Origin of the sequence: Sphingopyxis sp. (genome assembly GCF_965227415.1) — a bacterium.
Lineage (GTDB): Bacteria > Pseudomonadota > Alphaproteobacteria > Sphingomonadales > Sphingomonadaceae > Sphingopyxis.
The window spans coordinates 2,429,207-2,443,749 of the sequence record NZ_OZ245749.1 but is presented as its reverse complement, the minus strand read 5'-3'; the positions used below and the strand labels follow the sequence as shown (position 1 = coordinate 2,443,749).

Here is a 14,543-nt window from a genome sequence, read left to right as displayed (position 1 = left end):
TCGGTTGGAGCAATAGAAAGGATGCTCCCCATGTCCGAGAAGAACAATCAGCCCGCCGTTGCCGATGCGCTCAACGCGCTGCTCGCCGACAGCTTTGCGCTCTATCTCAAGACCAAGAATTACCATTGGCACGTTCAGGGTCCGCGCTTTCGCGAACTGCACCTGCTGTTCGACGAGCAGGCGGCGCAGATTCTGGCGACGACCGACCTGATCGCCGAGCGCGTGCGCAAAAATGGCGCGGCGACGCTGCGTTCGATCGGCGATGTGTCGCGCCGTCAGTCGATCCGCGACGACGATGCCGCGACGGTCGAAGCCGACGGCATGATCCGGACGCTCGCTGCGGATAACAAGACGTTGCTCGCGCAGCTCCGGGACGTGAAGGCGGCCGCGGAAAGCGGCAGCGATATCGCGACGAGCGGGCTGGTCGATGCGTGGGCCGACGAGGCCGAGCAGCGGATCTGGTTCCTGGAGGCCACGCTGGGCTATTGAGGGGTAGATCACCGATTGCGCGGCGACGCTGAACCCCTACCTCCCCAACGAAAAAGGGCGGCCTCTCGGCCGCCCTTTTCCTATCCGCCGTGGACCGAGATCAGTCCTGATGCGGCTGGATGTTCACCGCGGCAAACTTGCCGCGGTCGTCGACCTCGATATCGAACGCGACGCGGTCGCCTTCTTCGAGGCCCGTCATGCCAGCGCGCTGCACGGCGCTGATGTGGACGAACGCGTCGGCCTGTCCGTCATCACGCGCGATGAAGCCGAAGCCCTTCGTCGTGTTGAAGAATTTGACCGTGCCCGATGTGCGCTCGCCGGTCAGCTGACGCCGACCACGGGCACCGCCCGGTGCGGCGCCGGGGCGTTCGCCACGGTCGTCGCGGCGCGGGCCGGCGTCTTCGATCGGCATCGGTTCGCCCTCGATCTTCAGATCGATGGCCGACACCTTGCCATTGCGTTCGACGAGAGTGAAGCCGAGCGGCTGGCCCGACGCCAGGCCCTGAAGCCCCGCCTGCTCGACCGCGCTGATGTGGACGAAGACATCTTCGCCGCCATCGTCGCGTGCGACAAAGCCAAAACCCTTCGACGGGTTAAAAAACTTTACCGTGCCATTGCCTTCGCCAACGACCTGCGCCGGCATGCCGCCGCCACGTCCACCGCCGAAGCCGCCACCACCGCCACCGCCGCCGAAGCCGCCGCCGCGATCGCCGCCGCCGAAGCCGCCGCCACGGTCACCACCGCCAAAGCCGCCGCCGCCACCGCTGCGGTCGCCGAAGCCGCCGCCGCGATTGCCGCCGCCATAGCTGTCGCCGCTATAGGGAGCGGGCTCGAAGCTGTCGAAATTGCCGAAATCGTCGCGCTTGCCGCGCCCCCGCTGGCCGCGGCGATCCTTGTTGAAACTCATAGTCTAATAGTCGCTTTCGGTCGTCCACACCCCATTGAACCGGCTCCTTGCGCCGGACGGGGACGCAGTTCACCATGGGCACAGACTCGCCCTATGCCGCTAACGGCACGAGATATAGCCTAATTATCCACAGGCTGCGAACAGAAAAATTAAAAAGGATGAAGTGCATTTATACTCGCTCCACCGCCCCGACAGCCCGCTTGCGGGTCCCGCACGAATCCAGTCATTGAGCGGCAGGGCGGCTTGGCCTAAGGCGGCTTCCATGACTGTATATTTTCACGAAGAAGATCTGCCCGAGGGCGTGCTCGGGGTCGGTGCGGTGGCGATCGATACCGAGACGATGGGCCTCAACCCGCTGCGCGACCGATTGTGCCTGGTCCAGATCAGCGACGGGTCGGGCGACGAGCATCTGGTGCGGTTCAAGCCGGGCAGCGCGTATGACGCGCCGGTGCTGAAGGCGATTCTGACCGATCCCAACCGATTGAAACTCTTTCATTTTGCACGCTTCGACATCGCGGCGCTGCAACAGGCGCTCGGCGTGGTGACGGCGCCCGTCTATTGCACCAAGATCGCTTCGAAGCTGATCCGCACTTACACCGACCGCCACGGGTTGAAGGAGCTGGTGCGCGAATTGCTGGGCCAGGACATCTCGAAGCAACAGCAATCGAGTGACTGGGGCGCGGCGGAACTTTCCGATGCGCAGCGCGATTATGCCGCGAGCGACGTGCGCTTTCTTCACGCGATGAAAGCGGTGCTCGACGTCCGGCTTGCGCGTGAGGGGCGGACCGAGTTGGCGCAGGCCTGTTTCGATTTTCTGCCGACGCGCGCGGCGCTCGACCTCGCGGGTTGGCCCGAGGTCGATATCTTCGCGCATACCTGAGGGAACGATTCGCGGGTGTCCGAACGCGCCGATCATGATCGCACGATGCGCCGTATGTGGGCGGCCAGCGGGTCGAGCCACGACCGGGTTGTGCGCATTTTGCGCTTTGGCCTGCCGCTGGTGATCGGCGTCGTTGCCGCGGTCCTGATCTTCTCGCCCTTTACCCAGCGCACCGAGATCAGCTTTCTGCTCGCCAAGGACAAGGTCGACATGGCGAGCGAACGGATGAAAGTGACGCGCGCCGAATATCGCGGCCAGGATTCCAAAGGACAGCCCTTTGCGCTGCTCGCGGGAAGCGCGGTGCAGAAAAGCTCGGCCGAACCGGTGGTGCGGATGAGCCAGCTGTCGGGAGCGATCAAGCTCAACGACGGCCCCGCGACGATCGCCGCGACCGAAGGGCAATATAATATGGACACCGAAAAGGTGACGGTGCCGGGGACGGTGAAGGTGCGCAGCGCGAGCGGATACCGGCTCGACGCGAGCAATGTCGCGATCGACCTCAAGACCCGCAGCCTCGCCGGGAGCGGCGGGGTGAACGGCGCATTGAATATCGGGCAGTTTTCGGCCAATCAGCTGACGGCCGATCTCGACCAGCGCGTCGTGCGCCTGCAAGGCAATGCCAAGCTCAGGATCAATCAGGGAGCGCTGAAGAAATGAACGGGCTTTGGACGATGAAAAGCACAGCGCTTGCGGCCGCGAGTTTCGCGCTGACCAGCCTGGCGATTCTCGCGACAGGGAATGGCGCGCCGGCGCAGGCACAGGCGCTCGCCAACCACAACAGCAATGCGCCGGTCGATTTCGACGCGGGCAGCATCGAGGTGCAGGACCGCGCCGACCGCGTCGTGCTCGCGGGCGGGGTCAAGGTAAGGCAGGCCGGAATGACCGTGACCTCGCAGCGCATGACCGTCGCCTACACGCGCAGCGGCAGCACCGACGTCAACCGGCTCGACGCGACCGGCGGCGTTGTCGTGACCAAGGGCAATGAAGTCGCGAAGGGCAATGTCGCGATCTATGACCTCGACAAGCGCCTGATCACGATGGTCGGCAACGTCCAGCTGACGCAGGGCGCGAACCGGCTGAACGGCGGACGGCTGGTGATCGACCTCAACAGCGGCAAGGCGACGGTCGACGGCCGCGGCGCCGCGCGCGGCCCCGACGGCAACCCGATCACGGGCACGACCGGCGGGCGCGTCACGGGCAGCTTTTCGGTACCGGCAAGAAAACAGTAACCTCGCCCTAACCCTAAAGCTTAAGCTTTGCGAAAGCGGCGACGGCGATCCTGACTGTGGGGACCAGAACCCATTGCGGTGCCGGGGGGCGGCCGCACAAGCAAGGCGTCCCCCCATGCGTTACGCAACCTTTTTGCCCCGCCGCCGGCCCATGTTCGGACGCCGCGCCGACCCGATAGAACCGGCGCCCGCAGTCCAGCCGACGCGCGAAGAGCGCCGCCTGCTCGACCGCATCATCACGCATATGAAACGACGCGGCGAGGGTTGAAGCCTCGAACGCGGCGCCATCACGTCCCTGCGTGAGATTTTGAATCGCGATGCTGCCGGGGAATAGTTGGCGTTCGTCCGCGCGCGCCCTACATGGGGCGCGCATGCCGCCCGACACCGCCACCTCCGCCGACGCTTCGCGCGAACCGCCGATCCTTGCGACGCTCAAGCGTTTCCTGCCCTATTTGTGGCCGGCGGGGCAGACCGAGCACAAGATCCGCATCTGCGCCGCGGGGCTCATCGTCCTGGCATCGAAGGGCGTCCAGCTGTCGATGGGCTTTCTCTATGGCGCCGCGATCGACCGGATGGCGCCGGGGATGGAAGCGGGCGTTGCGCTCGCAATCGGGTTCGTGGTCGCTTATGCGGGCGCGCGCTTTGCCGGGGTGTTGTTCGATAACCTGCGCAACGTCGTGTTCGAGCGTGTCGGGCAGGATGCCACGCGTGAGCTGGCGATCGCGACCTTCAGCCACCTGCATGCGCTGAGCCTGCGCTTCCATCTCGCGCGGCGGACGGGCGAGGTGACCAAGGTGATCGAGCGCGGGACGAAGAGCATCGACACGATGCTTTATTTCCTGCTGTTCAACATCGCGCCGACGATCATCGAGCTGATCGCCGTGCTGATCATCTTCTGGACCAAGTTCAGCTTTGGCCTGGCCAGCGCAACCGCGTTGATGGTCGTCGTCTATATCATCTTCACGCGCAAGGTGACCGACTGGCGCAACGCGCTGCGCACGCGGATGAACGACCTCGACACGCTGACGATCGGGCGCAGCGTCGACAGCCTGCTCAATTACGAGACGGTCAAATATTTCGGCGCCGAAGACCGCGAGGAAGCGCGCTATCGCGACGTCGCCGACCAATATGCGCGCGCCGCAGTGAAGAGCGAGAACAGCCTCGCGTGGCTGAACATCGGACAGAGCCTGGTCACCAATGCCGCGCTGGCGGGGGCGATGGCGTACACCGTGTGGGGCTGGTCGCAGGGCGAATATAAGGTCGGCGACGTGGTGTTGGTGAACACGTTGCTCGCGCAGCTGTTCCGCCCGCTCGACATGCTCGGCATGGTCTATCGCGTGATCCGCCAGGGGCTGATCGACATGGAGGCGATGTTCCGCCTGATCGACACGCCGCCCGAGATCAGCGATGCGCCCGATGCGCCGCCGCTGGTGGTGAACGGCGGCGCGGTGGCGTTCGAGAATGTCGTCTTCGGCTATGAGCCCGACCGCACGATCCTGAACGGCGTCAGCTTTGCAGTCGGCGCGGGCGAGACGCTGGCGATCGTCGGGCCGTCGGGGGCGGGCAAGTCGACGATCGCGCGGCTGCTTTTCCGTTTCTATGACCCGCAAGGCGGACGGATCACGATCGACGATCAGGATATATCGACGGTTACGCAGAAAAGCCTGCGCGCCGAAATCGGCATCGTCCCGCAAGATACGGTGCTGTTCAACGACAGCATCGGATATAATATCGCCTATGGCCGCGAAGGCGCGCGCGCCGACGAGATTGCGGCCGCGGCCGACGGCGCGGCGATAGACGGCTTTATCGCGATCCTGCCGCAAGGCTATGACACCGAGGTCGGCGAGCGCGGGCTGAAGCTGTCGGGGGGCGAGAAACAGCGCGTCGCGATCGCGCGGACATTGCTCAAGAATCCGCCGGTGCTGATCCTCGACGAAGCGACGAGCGCGCTCGACAGCCGCACCGAGGCGGCGATTCAGGACACGCTCGAACGGATCGCCGCACGCCGCACGACGCTGGTGATCGCGCACCGCCTGTCGACGGTGACGGGCGCCGACCGCATCGTCGTGCTCGACAAGGGCCGTGTCGCCGAGACGGGAACGCACGAACAGTTGCTGCGGATGCGCGGGCTCTACGCCGATATGTGGGCGCGGCAGCAGGCGGAGAAGGAAGAGGGGACGGTCTAGTCCCCTTCGTCAGGCGACCGGCGTCGGGGACGGAGAATCCCAATAAGGCGGTTCGCCGAACGCTTGTTCCAGATGCTCCCGCAGCGCGCGCAATTTCGCCGATGGGTTCCGCCCCTGTGAATGCGCCATATAGATCCACTCCTCGTCGGGGGCGAGGTCGAGGGGGAGGCCGACGAGCTTGCCGGCCTTGATCGCCGGTCCCGCGATGAAGGCGGGGAGCATCGCGATGCCGAGGCCGGCGGCCACCGCGTCGCGGATCATGTCGCCGTTGTTGACGCCGAGCGCCTGTGTCGCCTGGATCGCGACCGGACCATCGATGGTGCGGAAGCGCCAGTCGGCGACGCCGCGGTTGGTGTAGAAGATGCCGCGGTGATGGCGCAGGTCCTCGATCGTCTGCGGCGTGCCATGTTCGGCGAGATAGGCAGACGACGCGACGAGGATACGTCGGCTCTTGGCGAGTTTCCAGACGATCAGGCGGTTGTCGTCGATCACGCCCTGGCGGATGATCGCGTCATGGCCGCTTGAGGCGACATCGATCCGCCGGTCGTCGAGGTCGAGCGTCAGTTGCAGCTCGGGATGCGCCTTGAGGAAGGGATAGAGCGCGGGGCCGAGGTGCATATGGCCGAAGGTCACCGGCGCGGCGATGCGCAGCGGGCCCGACAAGGTGCCGCGGCGCTCGGCCATGTCGGCCGCCGCCTCGGCGATGTCGCGGGTGATCCGCTGCGCGCGGGGCAGGAAGGCGGCGCCGTCCTCGGTCAGGCCGAGTTTGCGCGTAGTACGGTGGAGCAGCGCGCTGCCGAGCGAGCGTTCGAGTTCGGCAAGGCGTTCGCTGACGACCGATTTCGACAGGCGAAGCTGCCGCGCGGCGCCGCTGATCGAGCCATGCTCGACCGTGGCGACGAATGCGGCGATGCCTTCGATCCGGATCATTGTTCGGTAATCCCGAATTATAGAACCAAGATTTGCTGTCTAAACCGAACGAGCGATCAAGTCCATCTTCCAACCATCGACACGGGCAATCCGCCCCGGCCGAATCAGGAGATGAACTATGGATCGTTTGCTCAACAAGGTCGCGATCGTCACCGGCGCCAGCTCGGGGATCGGCCGCGAAACCGCGAAACTCTTTGCTGCCGAGGGCGCTTCGGTCGTCGTCGGCGCGCGCCGTCAGGTCGAGCTCGACACGCTCGTCGCCGAAATCGCAGCGGCGGGCGGCAAGGCCGTCGCCGTCGCCGGCGATGTCCGCGACGAAGCCTTCCACGAAGCGCTGGTCGCGGCCGCGGTCGCCAACTTCGGTCGGCTCGACGTCGCGTTCAACAATGCCGGCGTGTTCGGCGAAGCCGGGCCGAGCACCGACGTCAGCGAAGCGGGCTTCAACGATGCGTTGCAGGTCAACCTGACCGGATCGTTCCTCGCCGCGAAACACCAGATCGCCGAGATGGTGAAGCATGGCGGCGGGTCGGTGATCTTCACCTCGACCTTCGTCGGATACAGCTTCGCTTTCCCGGGCAGCGCCGCTTACTCGGCGAGCAAGTCGGGGCTGAACGGACTGACGCAGGCGCTCGCCGCCGAGTTCGGGGCGCAGAATGTCCGCGTCAACGCACTGCTCCCCGGCGGCGTCGCGACCGACATGTTCGAGGCAGTCAACGACAGCGCCGAAAAGCAGGATTTCGTCACCAACCTGCACGCGCTGAAACGCGTCGCGCAGCCCAACGAGATCGCGCGCTCGGTGCTCTATCTCGCCTCCGACGATGCGAGCTTCGTCACCGGCACCGCGTCGCTGGTGGACGGCGGAGCGTCGATCACGCGCAGCTGATCGCGGCGACGACAGCAAGGGGGCGGGGGCCAGCGACGGCCCCCGCCGCTTGTCGTCCACTCTCGCGAAACCACGGAAAGGATTGTTTTGGTTGAGACTGGGCTTCCCCCGCCCCGCCGAACTCCCTATCGCCCGTCGCAATGACCGCCGACGCTCTCCTCCCCCTCCTCAAATCCACATTCGGTTTCGACGCCTTTCGCGGCCGGCAGGCCGAGGTTGTGGGCCGGGTGATGGCAGGCGAGCGAAGCTTGGCGGTGATGCCCACGGGGGCAGGAAAATCGCTGACCTATCAGCTGCCGGCGGTGGCGCTGAACGGCTGCGTCGTCGTCGTGTCACCGCTGATCGCGCTGATGCACGACCAGCTGCGCGGTGCGCGCGCGGCGGGGATTCGCGCGGCTTCGTTGACCAGCGTCGATGCCGACTTTGCCGACACGCGCCAGGCGTATCGCGACGGGCAGCTCGACCTGCTCTATATCGCGCCCGAGCGCGCAACGGGCGAGGCCTTCCGCTCGCTGATGGCGGCGCGCGAGCCCGCGCTGTTTGCGATCGACGAAGCACATTGCGTGTCCGAATGGGGGCATGACTTCCGCCCCGACTATCGCCTGCTGCGGCCGCTGCTCGACGCCTTTCCTTCGGTGCCAAGGCTGGCGCTGACCGCGACCGCCGACAAGCACACGCGCGAGGATATTCTGCTCCAGCTCGGGATTCCGGCCGAGGGGCTGATCCTGGCGGGGTTCGACCGGCCGAACATCCGGTACCGCGTCGCGGCGCGCGTCGTCGTCGCCAAGCAGCTCACCGATTTTATCGCCGCCAATCCCGGGCCGGGGATCGTCTATTGTCCGACGCGCGACGGGACCGAGCGGCTTGCGGCCAAGCTTGCCGCCGCGACGGGGCGGCCGGTCGCGGCCTATCACGCCGGGCTCGACCCCGAACGGCGCGCGCAGGTGCAGCATGACTTCGTGGCGTCCGAAGACGGCATCGTCACCGCAACGGTCGCGTTCGGGATGGGGATCGACAAGCCCGATGTGCGCTTTGTCGCGCATGCCGGGCTGCCGAAGTCGATCGAGAGCTATTATCAGGAGACGGGCCGCGCGGGGCGCGACGGCGACCCTGCCGAAGCGCTGATGCTGTGGGGCGCCGACGATTTTGCCAAAGCGCGGATGCGACTGTCCGAACTTCCCGAGGCGCGCATGGCGGGCGAGCGGGCGCGGCTGAATTCGCTCGCCGCGCTGGTCGAGACGGTCGAGTGCCGCCGCGCCCTGCTTCTGCGCCACTTCGGCGAACATCCGCCCGAGCGTTGCGGCAATTGCGACAATTGCCTTGATCCGCCGAGCCAGATCGACGCGACGGTGCTCGCGCAGAAATTGCTCTCGGCGGTGTACCGCACCGGGCAAAGCTATGGCGCGGGGCATGTCGAAGCGGTGCTCACCGGCAAGAGCGACGAGCGGATCGCGCAGCGCGGGCACGACAAATTGTCGGTGTTCGGAATCGTCGCGGGCGAAGAGGCGCGGCTGATCAAGCCGCTCGTCCGCACGCTGATGGCGCGTGAAGTGCTGGCGGCGACCGATCATGGCGGGCTGATGTTCGGCCCCGCCGGGCGCGCAGTGATGAAGGGCGAGGTGCCGGTGCTGATCGCCGAGCCGCCGGTCAAGCGCACCCAGCGCGAAGGCGGACGGTCGGGGCGCGGTGGCGGTGCCGCAGCGAACCCGGTCGGTGACCCTCTGTTCGATGCGCTGCGTGCGATGCGGCGCGAGCTGGCCGCCGAGGCGGGGCTGCCGCCCTATGTCATCTTCCACGACGCGGTGCTGCGCGCAATGGCGAGCGAGCGGCCGGCAACGCGATCCGACCTGGGGACGATCCCCGGGGTCGGCGCGAAAAAGCTCGAGGCGTGGGGCGATGCTTTCCTGTCGGTGATCCGCCAATATTGAGCCAATTCGGTCGGCACGGCTGATCGATTTCGCAAACGGCTAGCCATATTCCGAACGCGGCACGACGCGAGCGTCCGCCATCGTCACGTCCGCTTTCATCGCACCTGCTTCTTTGGCGGTGTCGATCGATGAAAGGATATGACATGGCCTTCCCCCTGACCAGCACGCTGCTCGCCTGCTGCCTCGCGATACTGCCTATGACGGCGCGGGCATCTGACGACAGTACGACCATCCGCGTCGATATGCGCGCGCTCGACCTTGCGAACCCCGGCGACGTCACGACCGCGCACCTCCGGATTGCGCGCGCCGCCAAGGCGGCGTGCCGCAACGATGTCGAACATCTGACTATCAAGGCGCGTAGTACGGCGCGCCAGTGCCGCCAGACGATACGCGAGCTGGCGGCGCAAAAATTGCGCACCCGTCAGTCGCAGCAAATGGCGGCGCAATGACCCGCGGCCTGCCGGTGGCGTACCGGCATCGCTTGCAGTAGCAGGACGCGATGGTGGCGCTCCTGATCTTTGACCCGATGATTCGTGGCGGTGCCATGGCGCTGTTCCTGCTGTGGATCGCGATCCTGTGGCGCGACCATCGCGACGTGTTGCCGGCGCGCGTCGCGATCGCGATGAACCTTGCGATCATTGCCTATCTGCTCACGCGCATACTCAAACCCGATGGGCTGGCACGCTTTCCCTATGAGCTGTGCGACGCGCTGTCGGTCATGGTGCCGGCCTTTTTCTGGCTGTTCGTGCGTCTGTGGTTCGACGACCAGCAGCGGATCGGCTGGCGCAGTTGGATGCTCGTCGCCGCGTTCGGTGTCCTGCCGCTGGCCCAGGTCGCGCTGATCACCGCGAGGGGATCGTTCAGCATGGAGATCTGGGTGCTGGTGCGCATCGGCATGTTCGCCTTTGCAGTGGCGGGAATGTGGATCGCGTGGCGTGGGCGTGCGAACGACCTGATCGAGGCGCGTCGCGGCTTTCGCGTCGCGCTCGTTTGCGCGATCGGCGTTTTCATCCTGTTGGTGACCCTTATCGAGATGTTCGACGGTCATGGTGCGGCTCCCAACCTTGGGCGATCCGTGACGCTGGTCGCGATCCTGATCGCCACCTTCATCGTCTCGATGGGGCTCTATCGGTTCCGCTCGGCCGAGCTGTTCGCTGCGCCCGGAGCGCCGCCAAAGCGCGCCGGGCGGTCCGCCGCACCCTCGCCGCTTGCGCAGCGGCTCCACGCGGTGATGGCCGACGAGCGCGCCTATCGCGCCGAAGGCTTTTCGATATCGGCGCTTGCCGCACGGCTGGGCGAGCCTGAATATCGCGTGCGGCGCGCGATCAATGGCGAGATGGGCTTTCGAAACTTCACTGCCTTCCTGAACAGCTTCCGCCTCGACGAGATCCGCGCCGCCCTCGCTGACCCGGCCCAGCGCGAGGTATCGATCCTGACGATCGCGATCGACGCGGGTTTCGGTTCGCTGGGGCCATTCAACCGCGCGTTTCGCGATGCCGAAGCGATGACGCCGAGCGAGTATCGCGCGGAGCGGCTGGCCGATTCCGGAATCGGCTAGCCGATTTTCGACAGTGCGGTGCCGGCGCCGCGCGAATCTGCTGAAGCCGGGGCAGCCATTCAAAGGATGCCCGCATGATCGACTCCATTCCTCCCCTCGCTATCCTGCTCAAACAGGGGCCCGCGATGTTCGCTTTCGACTTCGGCCGCTACCTCATCGCCGCCAGCGTCACGAGCGCGGTCGTGTGGGGCCTGCGCCGATCGAGCCTCGCTGCGCGCAAGATTCAGGCGCGCGAAGCAACCGCCGCCGACAAGCGCCGCGAATTCCTGCAATCGTTGCAGACTGTCGGCGTCTATCTGTTCGTCGCGTTGTTCATCGTCTGGGGCGTCGACAGCGGCGTGCTGCACCGTTTTCAGGGCAGCTATGGCTTTTGGGGCGACGCCGCGGTGCTCGCCGCGATCGTTCTGGCGCACGACACCTATTTCTATTGGGTGCACCGCGCGATGCACCATCCCAAGCTGTTCAAGACCTTTCACCGCGCGCACCACCGATCGATCACCCCGACGCCGTGGGCGGCGTACAGCTTCGCAATCCCCGAAGCATTCGTGATGATCCTGTTCGTGCCGCTCTGGCTGTTCTTCGTCGCGACGCCGGTGTGGGTGATGTTCCTTTGGATCAACTTCCAGATCATCCGCAACGCGATGGGGCATGCGGGATTCGAACTGCATCCGCGCTGGTGGCTGTCGACTCCGGCGACGCGCTGGATCAACACGACGACGCACCACGACCTGCACCACAGCGGCGGCTTCAACCGCAATTACGGCCTCTATTTCACCTGGTGGGACAAATGGATGGGGACCGAGCATCCGCACTATGCCGAACGCTTTCACGACGTGGTTTCGCGCGCGCCGGTGCAGACGGGCGAGCGGGCGGGGGCAGCCGCCTGACGGCGGGCGCTTGACAGGCGCGGCGAGGGGAATAGTCAGAACGACGGGTCGCGATGAAGTTGGGAGATTTCATGCGCGCGTCCCCGCTCCGGCTCTTGCCCCTCGCTTTGCTTCTCGCCGCCGCGCCGTTGGCGGCGATGGTCCCGCCGCCGATCCCCGAGAAAGATCTGAGCTTTGGCGATGGCTGGACCTTTCAGTCGCGCGGCAACAATTGCACCGCGACGCGGACGCTCGGCGAGGACCTGACGCTGCGGCTCGGCTTTACCAATTTCGAGGACGGATATGTCTGGCTGTCGGGCAAGGCGCTTCCCGCGATCGGCGACGACGAGGGCGCGAAGCATGAGAAGGGCGCGGGGTCGGTCGAGGATGCCGACGGCAATTTTGCCGATGCGCTCGATGCCGGCGTCACTTATGCGAGCTTTCCCGGTACGGCGCTGTTCGTCGACGGCCATGTCGCCGCGCGCTTCGTCTATGGCGAGACCGCGGACGGCAAGACGAGCTACAAGCTCGGCCATCTCCAGTCGGCCGTCTGGTCCCGGCTCAAGGCGGGCACGGAGATGCGCGTCAAACTGCTCGGCAAGGAGGCGGCGGTGGTCCAGCTTTCCGCCGCGACCGGGCTTTGGGAAGAGATGCAGGACTGCATCGGCCAATATCCGCACGGCTGAGAGGAAACCCGCCGTGCTCTCGCAGAGGCGGGAACCCATTCCTGCCCGATTGAAATGGCGAGGGCGGAAGCTCGATGCCCGGCTTGTTCGGAACACGAATGCTATCGCATTCGGCCTTCGCGCTTGTCAGCATGCCGGCGGCGGGAGTAGATCGCAGCCATGAGCGATTTCAGACCCCTGTCCGCCGGCTTCAGCGTCGCCCCGCAGATCAGCATCGAGGATGTTGCCGAGGCCAAGGCGCAGGGCTTTGCGATGATCGTCAACAATCGTCCCGACGGCGAGGAGCCAGCGGCGCCGCAAGGCGGCGATATCGCGCACGCCGCGGCGGCCGAAGGGCTCGCCTATGCCGCGATCCCGGTCGGCCACGCGGGTTTCAGCCATGCGCAGATCGACGCGCTCGACACGCTGTTGGCAGATGCGACGGGGCCGATCCTGGCCTATTGCCGCTCGGGCACGCGCTCGACGCACCTTTGGGCGCTGACGCGCGCCCGCGCGGGTGACGATGTCGATGCGATCGTCGATGCGGCGGCGAAGGCCGGCTATGATTTGAGCGGGCTGCGGCCGATGCTCGACGCGCTCGCGGGCGAAAAATGACCGTCCAGGATTTGATCCAGCTCGGCGCGTCGCTGATCGCGGTCTTCTTCGTCGCCTGGCTCGTCCGCAAAATGGGGCTCGGTGCCGATCCGCGCATCGAGGACGCCGATCATGCGATCCGCCTTGCCGAAGACGCCGAAGCGGGATTCGGCGGCACCGAAGTCGCGCGCGACCGCGCGGGCTTTGCGGCGATCGTGCGCAATGCCGAAGGACGGATGATGCTGGTGCGCGCGCACGGCAATCATTTCGCGGCACGCCCCGTCGACGCTGCGGTGGTGGGCCGGCTCGACAAGGATTTTCTGACGCTCGCGATGCCCGAAAAGACGTTCGGTGCGGTGACGCTGCATTTGGGGAAGGAAGCGGGGATGTGGGCGAGCCGGATGCGGGACCTCAACTGTGGATAAGTTGCCCGACCCCGTCGTTTATGCCGTCCCGGCCTTCATCCTGTTGCTGATTGTCGAGATGGTCTTTTCGCTGCGGCGCGACAAAAGCCGGTACGAAGCGCGCGATACGCTGACCTCGCTGATGCTCGGAACGGTGAGCCAGGTCGCGGGCGCGCTTGTCGGTGCGGCGGTGGTCGGCATATCGGTGTGGGTCTATCAGTTCCACCTCGTCGATATCGGCTTGGCGTTCCGTCAGTGGTGGTGGGCGTGGATCCTCTGCTTCTTCCTCGACGACCTGGCCTATTACGCCTTTCACCGCAGCGCGCACCGGGTGCGCTGGTTTTGGGCAAGCCATGTCATCCATCACAGCAGCCAGCATTATAATCTGTCGACCGCGCTGCGGCAGACATGGACCGGTTTCTTCAGCCTGACCTTCCTGTTCCGCCTGCCGCTGTTCCTGATCGGCTTTCCGCCCGCGATGGTGTTCTTCTGCGCCGGGCTCAACCTGATCTACCAGTTCTGGATCCATACCGAGGCGATCGGGCGGCTGCCGCGCTGGTTCGAGGCGGTGATGAACACCCCGTCGCACCATCGCGTGCATCACGGCGTGAACCCGCGCTATCTCGACGCCAATTACGCCGGCGTGTTCATCATCTGGGACAAGATGTTCGGCAGCTTCGTCGCCGAACGCGACGACGAGCCGGTGCGATACGGCATCGTCAAACAGCTGGGCAGCTTCAACATTCTCTGGGCCGCGGTGCATGAATGGGTCGGGATCGCAAAGGATATGTGGAGCGCGCCGTGGCGGCACAAGCTGAACTATCTGATCCGCGAACCCGGCTGGAGCCACGATGGCAGCCGCGCGACGAGCGCGATGATCAAGGAACGGTGGGCGGCGGGGCGGCCGGTCGAGGAACCGGCGGAGTAGCCGGCGGACCAGGAAGCCCTCCGCAGCGGTCATGCGATCTCGCTCTTGCCTCGCCCGCTAATGACATTCATGTAAGCATCCGGACGACCGCCGACA

The 14,543-nt window shown here is 65.7% G+C and carries 16 protein-coding genes; 14 read left to right on the top strand and 2 right to left on the bottom strand.

Going from position 1 to position 14,543, the window contains the following annotated elements; genetic code table 11:
• Window positions 1–30: 30 nt before the first annotated feature.
• The gene (locus ACO055_RS11930) at window positions 31–489 is read left to right on the top strand and encodes a Dps family protein (RefSeq protein WP_422059097.1); all 459 of its coding nucleotides are present in this window, start codon (window positions 31–33) and stop codon (window positions 487–489) included.
• A gap of 100 nt (window positions 490–589) precedes the next feature.
• On the opposite strand, the gene ACO055_RS11925 is transcribed toward ACO055_RS11930, so the two are convergent.
• The gene (locus tag ACO055_RS11925; RefSeq protein ID WP_422059096.1) at window positions 590–1,396 is read right to left on the bottom strand and encodes a cold-shock protein; all 807 of its coding nucleotides are present in this window, start codon (window positions 1,394–1,396) and stop codon (window positions 590–592) included.
• Between the two features lie 262 nt (window positions 1,397–1,658).
• Between ACO055_RS11925 and ACO055_RS11920 the strand changes: the two genes are divergently transcribed.
• The 4 genes from ACO055_RS11920 to ACO055_RS11905 all read left to right on the top strand — a co-directional run bounded on the left by ACO055_RS11920 (window position 1,659) and on the right by ACO055_RS11905 (window position 5,691).
• Window positions 1,659–2,276 (top strand): ribonuclease D, encoded by a 618-nt coding sequence (locus ACO055_RS11920; RefSeq protein WP_422059095.1) that lies wholly within the window; start codon window positions 1,659–1,661, stop codon window positions 2,274–2,276.
• A gap of 15 nt (window positions 2,277–2,291) precedes the next feature.
• Window positions 2,292–2,933 (top strand): LPS export ABC transporter periplasmic protein LptC, encoded by a 642-nt coding sequence (gene lptC / locus ACO055_RS11915; protein ID WP_422059094.1) that lies wholly within the window; start codon window positions 2,292–2,294, stop codon window positions 2,931–2,933.
• Window positions 2,930–3,505: an LptA/OstA family protein gene (locus ACO055_RS11910; RefSeq protein ID WP_422059093.1), complete on the top strand. Its 576-nt coding sequence runs from the start codon at window positions 2,930–2,932 to the stop codon at window positions 3,503–3,505. Before lptC ends, ACO055_RS11910 begins: the two co-directional genes overlap by 4 nt.
• Before the next feature lie 371 nt (window positions 3,506–3,876).
• Window positions 3,877–5,691, top strand: coding sequence for an ABCB family ABC transporter ATP-binding protein/permease (locus tag ACO055_RS11905; protein ID WP_422059092.1), 1,815 nt, complete (start codon window positions 3,877–3,879; stop codon window positions 5,689–5,691).
• Window positions 5,692–5,700: 9 nt separating this feature from the next.
• On the opposite strand, the gene ACO055_RS11900 is transcribed toward ACO055_RS11905, so the two are convergent.
• The gene (locus ACO055_RS11900; RefSeq protein ID WP_422059091.1) at window positions 5,701–6,621 is read right to left on the bottom strand and encodes a LysR family transcriptional regulator; all 921 of its coding nucleotides are present in this window, start codon (window positions 6,619–6,621) and stop codon (window positions 5,701–5,703) included.
• A 118-nt stretch (window positions 6,622–6,739) separates the two neighbouring features.
• Between ACO055_RS11900 and ACO055_RS11895 the strand changes: the two genes are divergently transcribed.
• From ACO055_RS11895 to ACO055_RS11855, 9 genes are all read left to right on the top strand, one after another.
• Window positions 6,740–7,504, top strand: coding sequence for an SDR family oxidoreductase (locus tag ACO055_RS11895; RefSeq protein WP_422059090.1), 765 nt, complete (start codon window positions 6,740–6,742; stop codon window positions 7,502–7,504).
• 140 nt (window positions 7,505–7,644) lie between these two features.
• A complete protein-coding gene (gene recQ / locus ACO055_RS11890) occupies window positions 7,645–9,432 on the top strand; it encodes a DNA helicase RecQ (RefSeq protein ID WP_422059089.1) in 1,788 nt (595 codons plus the stop codon).
• A 143-nt stretch (window positions 9,433–9,575) separates the two neighbouring features.
• A complete protein-coding gene (locus ACO055_RS11885) occupies window positions 9,576–9,881 on the top strand; it encodes a UrcA family protein (RefSeq protein ID WP_422059088.1) in 306 nt (101 codons plus the stop codon).
• Window positions 9,882–9,931: 50 nt separating this feature from the next.
• A complete protein-coding gene (locus ACO055_RS11880; RefSeq protein ID WP_422059087.1) occupies window positions 9,932–10,990 on the top strand; it encodes a helix-turn-helix domain-containing protein in 1,059 nt (352 codons plus the stop codon).
• Between the two features lie 74 nt (window positions 10,991–11,064).
• Complete coding sequence (locus ACO055_RS11875) at window positions 11,065–11,877, top strand: sterol desaturase family protein (protein WP_422059086.1); 813 nt, start codon at window positions 11,065–11,067, stop codon at window positions 11,875–11,877.
• A gap of 71 nt (window positions 11,878–11,948) precedes the next feature.
• Window positions 11,949–12,542, top strand: coding sequence for a hypothetical protein (locus ACO055_RS11870; protein WP_422059085.1), 594 nt, complete (start codon window positions 11,949–11,951; stop codon window positions 12,540–12,542).
• A 159-nt stretch (window positions 12,543–12,701) separates the two neighbouring features.
• Window positions 12,702–13,136 (top strand): TIGR01244 family sulfur transferase, encoded by a 435-nt coding sequence (locus ACO055_RS11865; protein ID WP_422059084.1) that lies wholly within the window; start codon window positions 12,702–12,704, stop codon window positions 13,134–13,136.
• Entirely contained in the window at window positions 13,133–13,540 is a 408-nt protein-coding gene (locus ACO055_RS11860; protein ID WP_422059083.1) for a hypothetical protein, read from the top strand. Before ACO055_RS11865 ends, ACO055_RS11860 begins: the two co-directional genes overlap by 4 nt.
• A complete protein-coding gene (locus ACO055_RS11855; RefSeq protein WP_422059082.1) occupies window positions 13,533–14,447 on the top strand; it encodes a sterol desaturase family protein in 915 nt (304 codons plus the stop codon). Before ACO055_RS11860 ends, ACO055_RS11855 begins: the two co-directional genes overlap by 8 nt.
• Window positions 14,448–14,543: the final 96 nt, after the last annotated feature.

Excerpts from the sequence above, each read along its gene's own strand:
- ACO055_RS11900 (WP_422059091.1), bottom strand. The coding sequence starts at position 6,621 with ATGATCCGGATCGAAGGCATCGCCGCATTCGTCGCCACGGTCGAGCAT.
- ACO055_RS11925 (WP_422059096.1), bottom strand. The coding sequence starts at position 1,396 with ATGAGTTTCAACAAGGATCGCCGCGGCCAGCGGGGGCGCGGCAAGCGC.
- ACO055_RS11910 (WP_422059093.1), top strand. The coding sequence starts at position 2,930 with ATGAACGGGCTTTGGACGATGAAAAGCACAGCGCTTGCGGCCGCGAGT.
- ACO055_RS11930 (WP_422059097.1), top strand. The coding sequence starts at position 31 with ATGTCCGAGAAGAACAATCAGCCCGCCGTTGCCGATGCGCTCAACGCG.
- ACO055_RS11870 (WP_422059085.1), top strand. The coding sequence starts at position 11,949 with ATGCGCGCGTCCCCGCTCCGGCTCTTGCCCCTCGCTTTGCTTCTCGCC.
- recQ (WP_422059089.1), top strand. The coding sequence starts at position 7,645 with ATGACCGCCGACGCTCTCCTCCCCCTCCTCAAATCCACATTCGGTTTC.
- ACO055_RS11875 (WP_422059086.1), top strand. The coding sequence starts at position 11,065 with ATGATCGACTCCATTCCTCCCCTCGCTATCCTGCTCAAACAGGGGCCC.
- ACO055_RS11920 (WP_422059095.1), top strand. The coding sequence starts at position 1,659 with ATGACTGTATATTTTCACGAAGAAGATCTGCCCGAGGGCGTGCTCGGG.
- ACO055_RS11860 (WP_422059083.1), top strand. The coding sequence starts at position 13,133 with ATGACCGTCCAGGATTTGATCCAGCTCGGCGCGTCGCTGATCGCGGTC.
- ACO055_RS11880 (WP_422059087.1), top strand. The coding sequence starts at position 9,932 with ATGGTGGCGCTCCTGATCTTTGACCCGATGATTCGTGGCGGTGCCATG.
- ACO055_RS11865 (WP_422059084.1), top strand. The coding sequence starts at position 12,702 with ATGAGCGATTTCAGACCCCTGTCCGCCGGCTTCAGCGTCGCCCCGCAG.
- ACO055_RS11895 (WP_422059090.1), top strand. The coding sequence starts at position 6,740 with ATGGATCGTTTGCTCAACAAGGTCGCGATCGTCACCGGCGCCAGCTCG.
- ACO055_RS11885 (WP_422059088.1), top strand. The coding sequence starts at position 9,576 with ATGGCCTTCCCCCTGACCAGCACGCTGCTCGCCTGCTGCCTCGCGATA.
- ACO055_RS11905 (WP_422059092.1), top strand. The coding sequence starts at position 3,877 with ATGCCGCCCGACACCGCCACCTCCGCCGACGCTTCGCGCGAACCGCCG.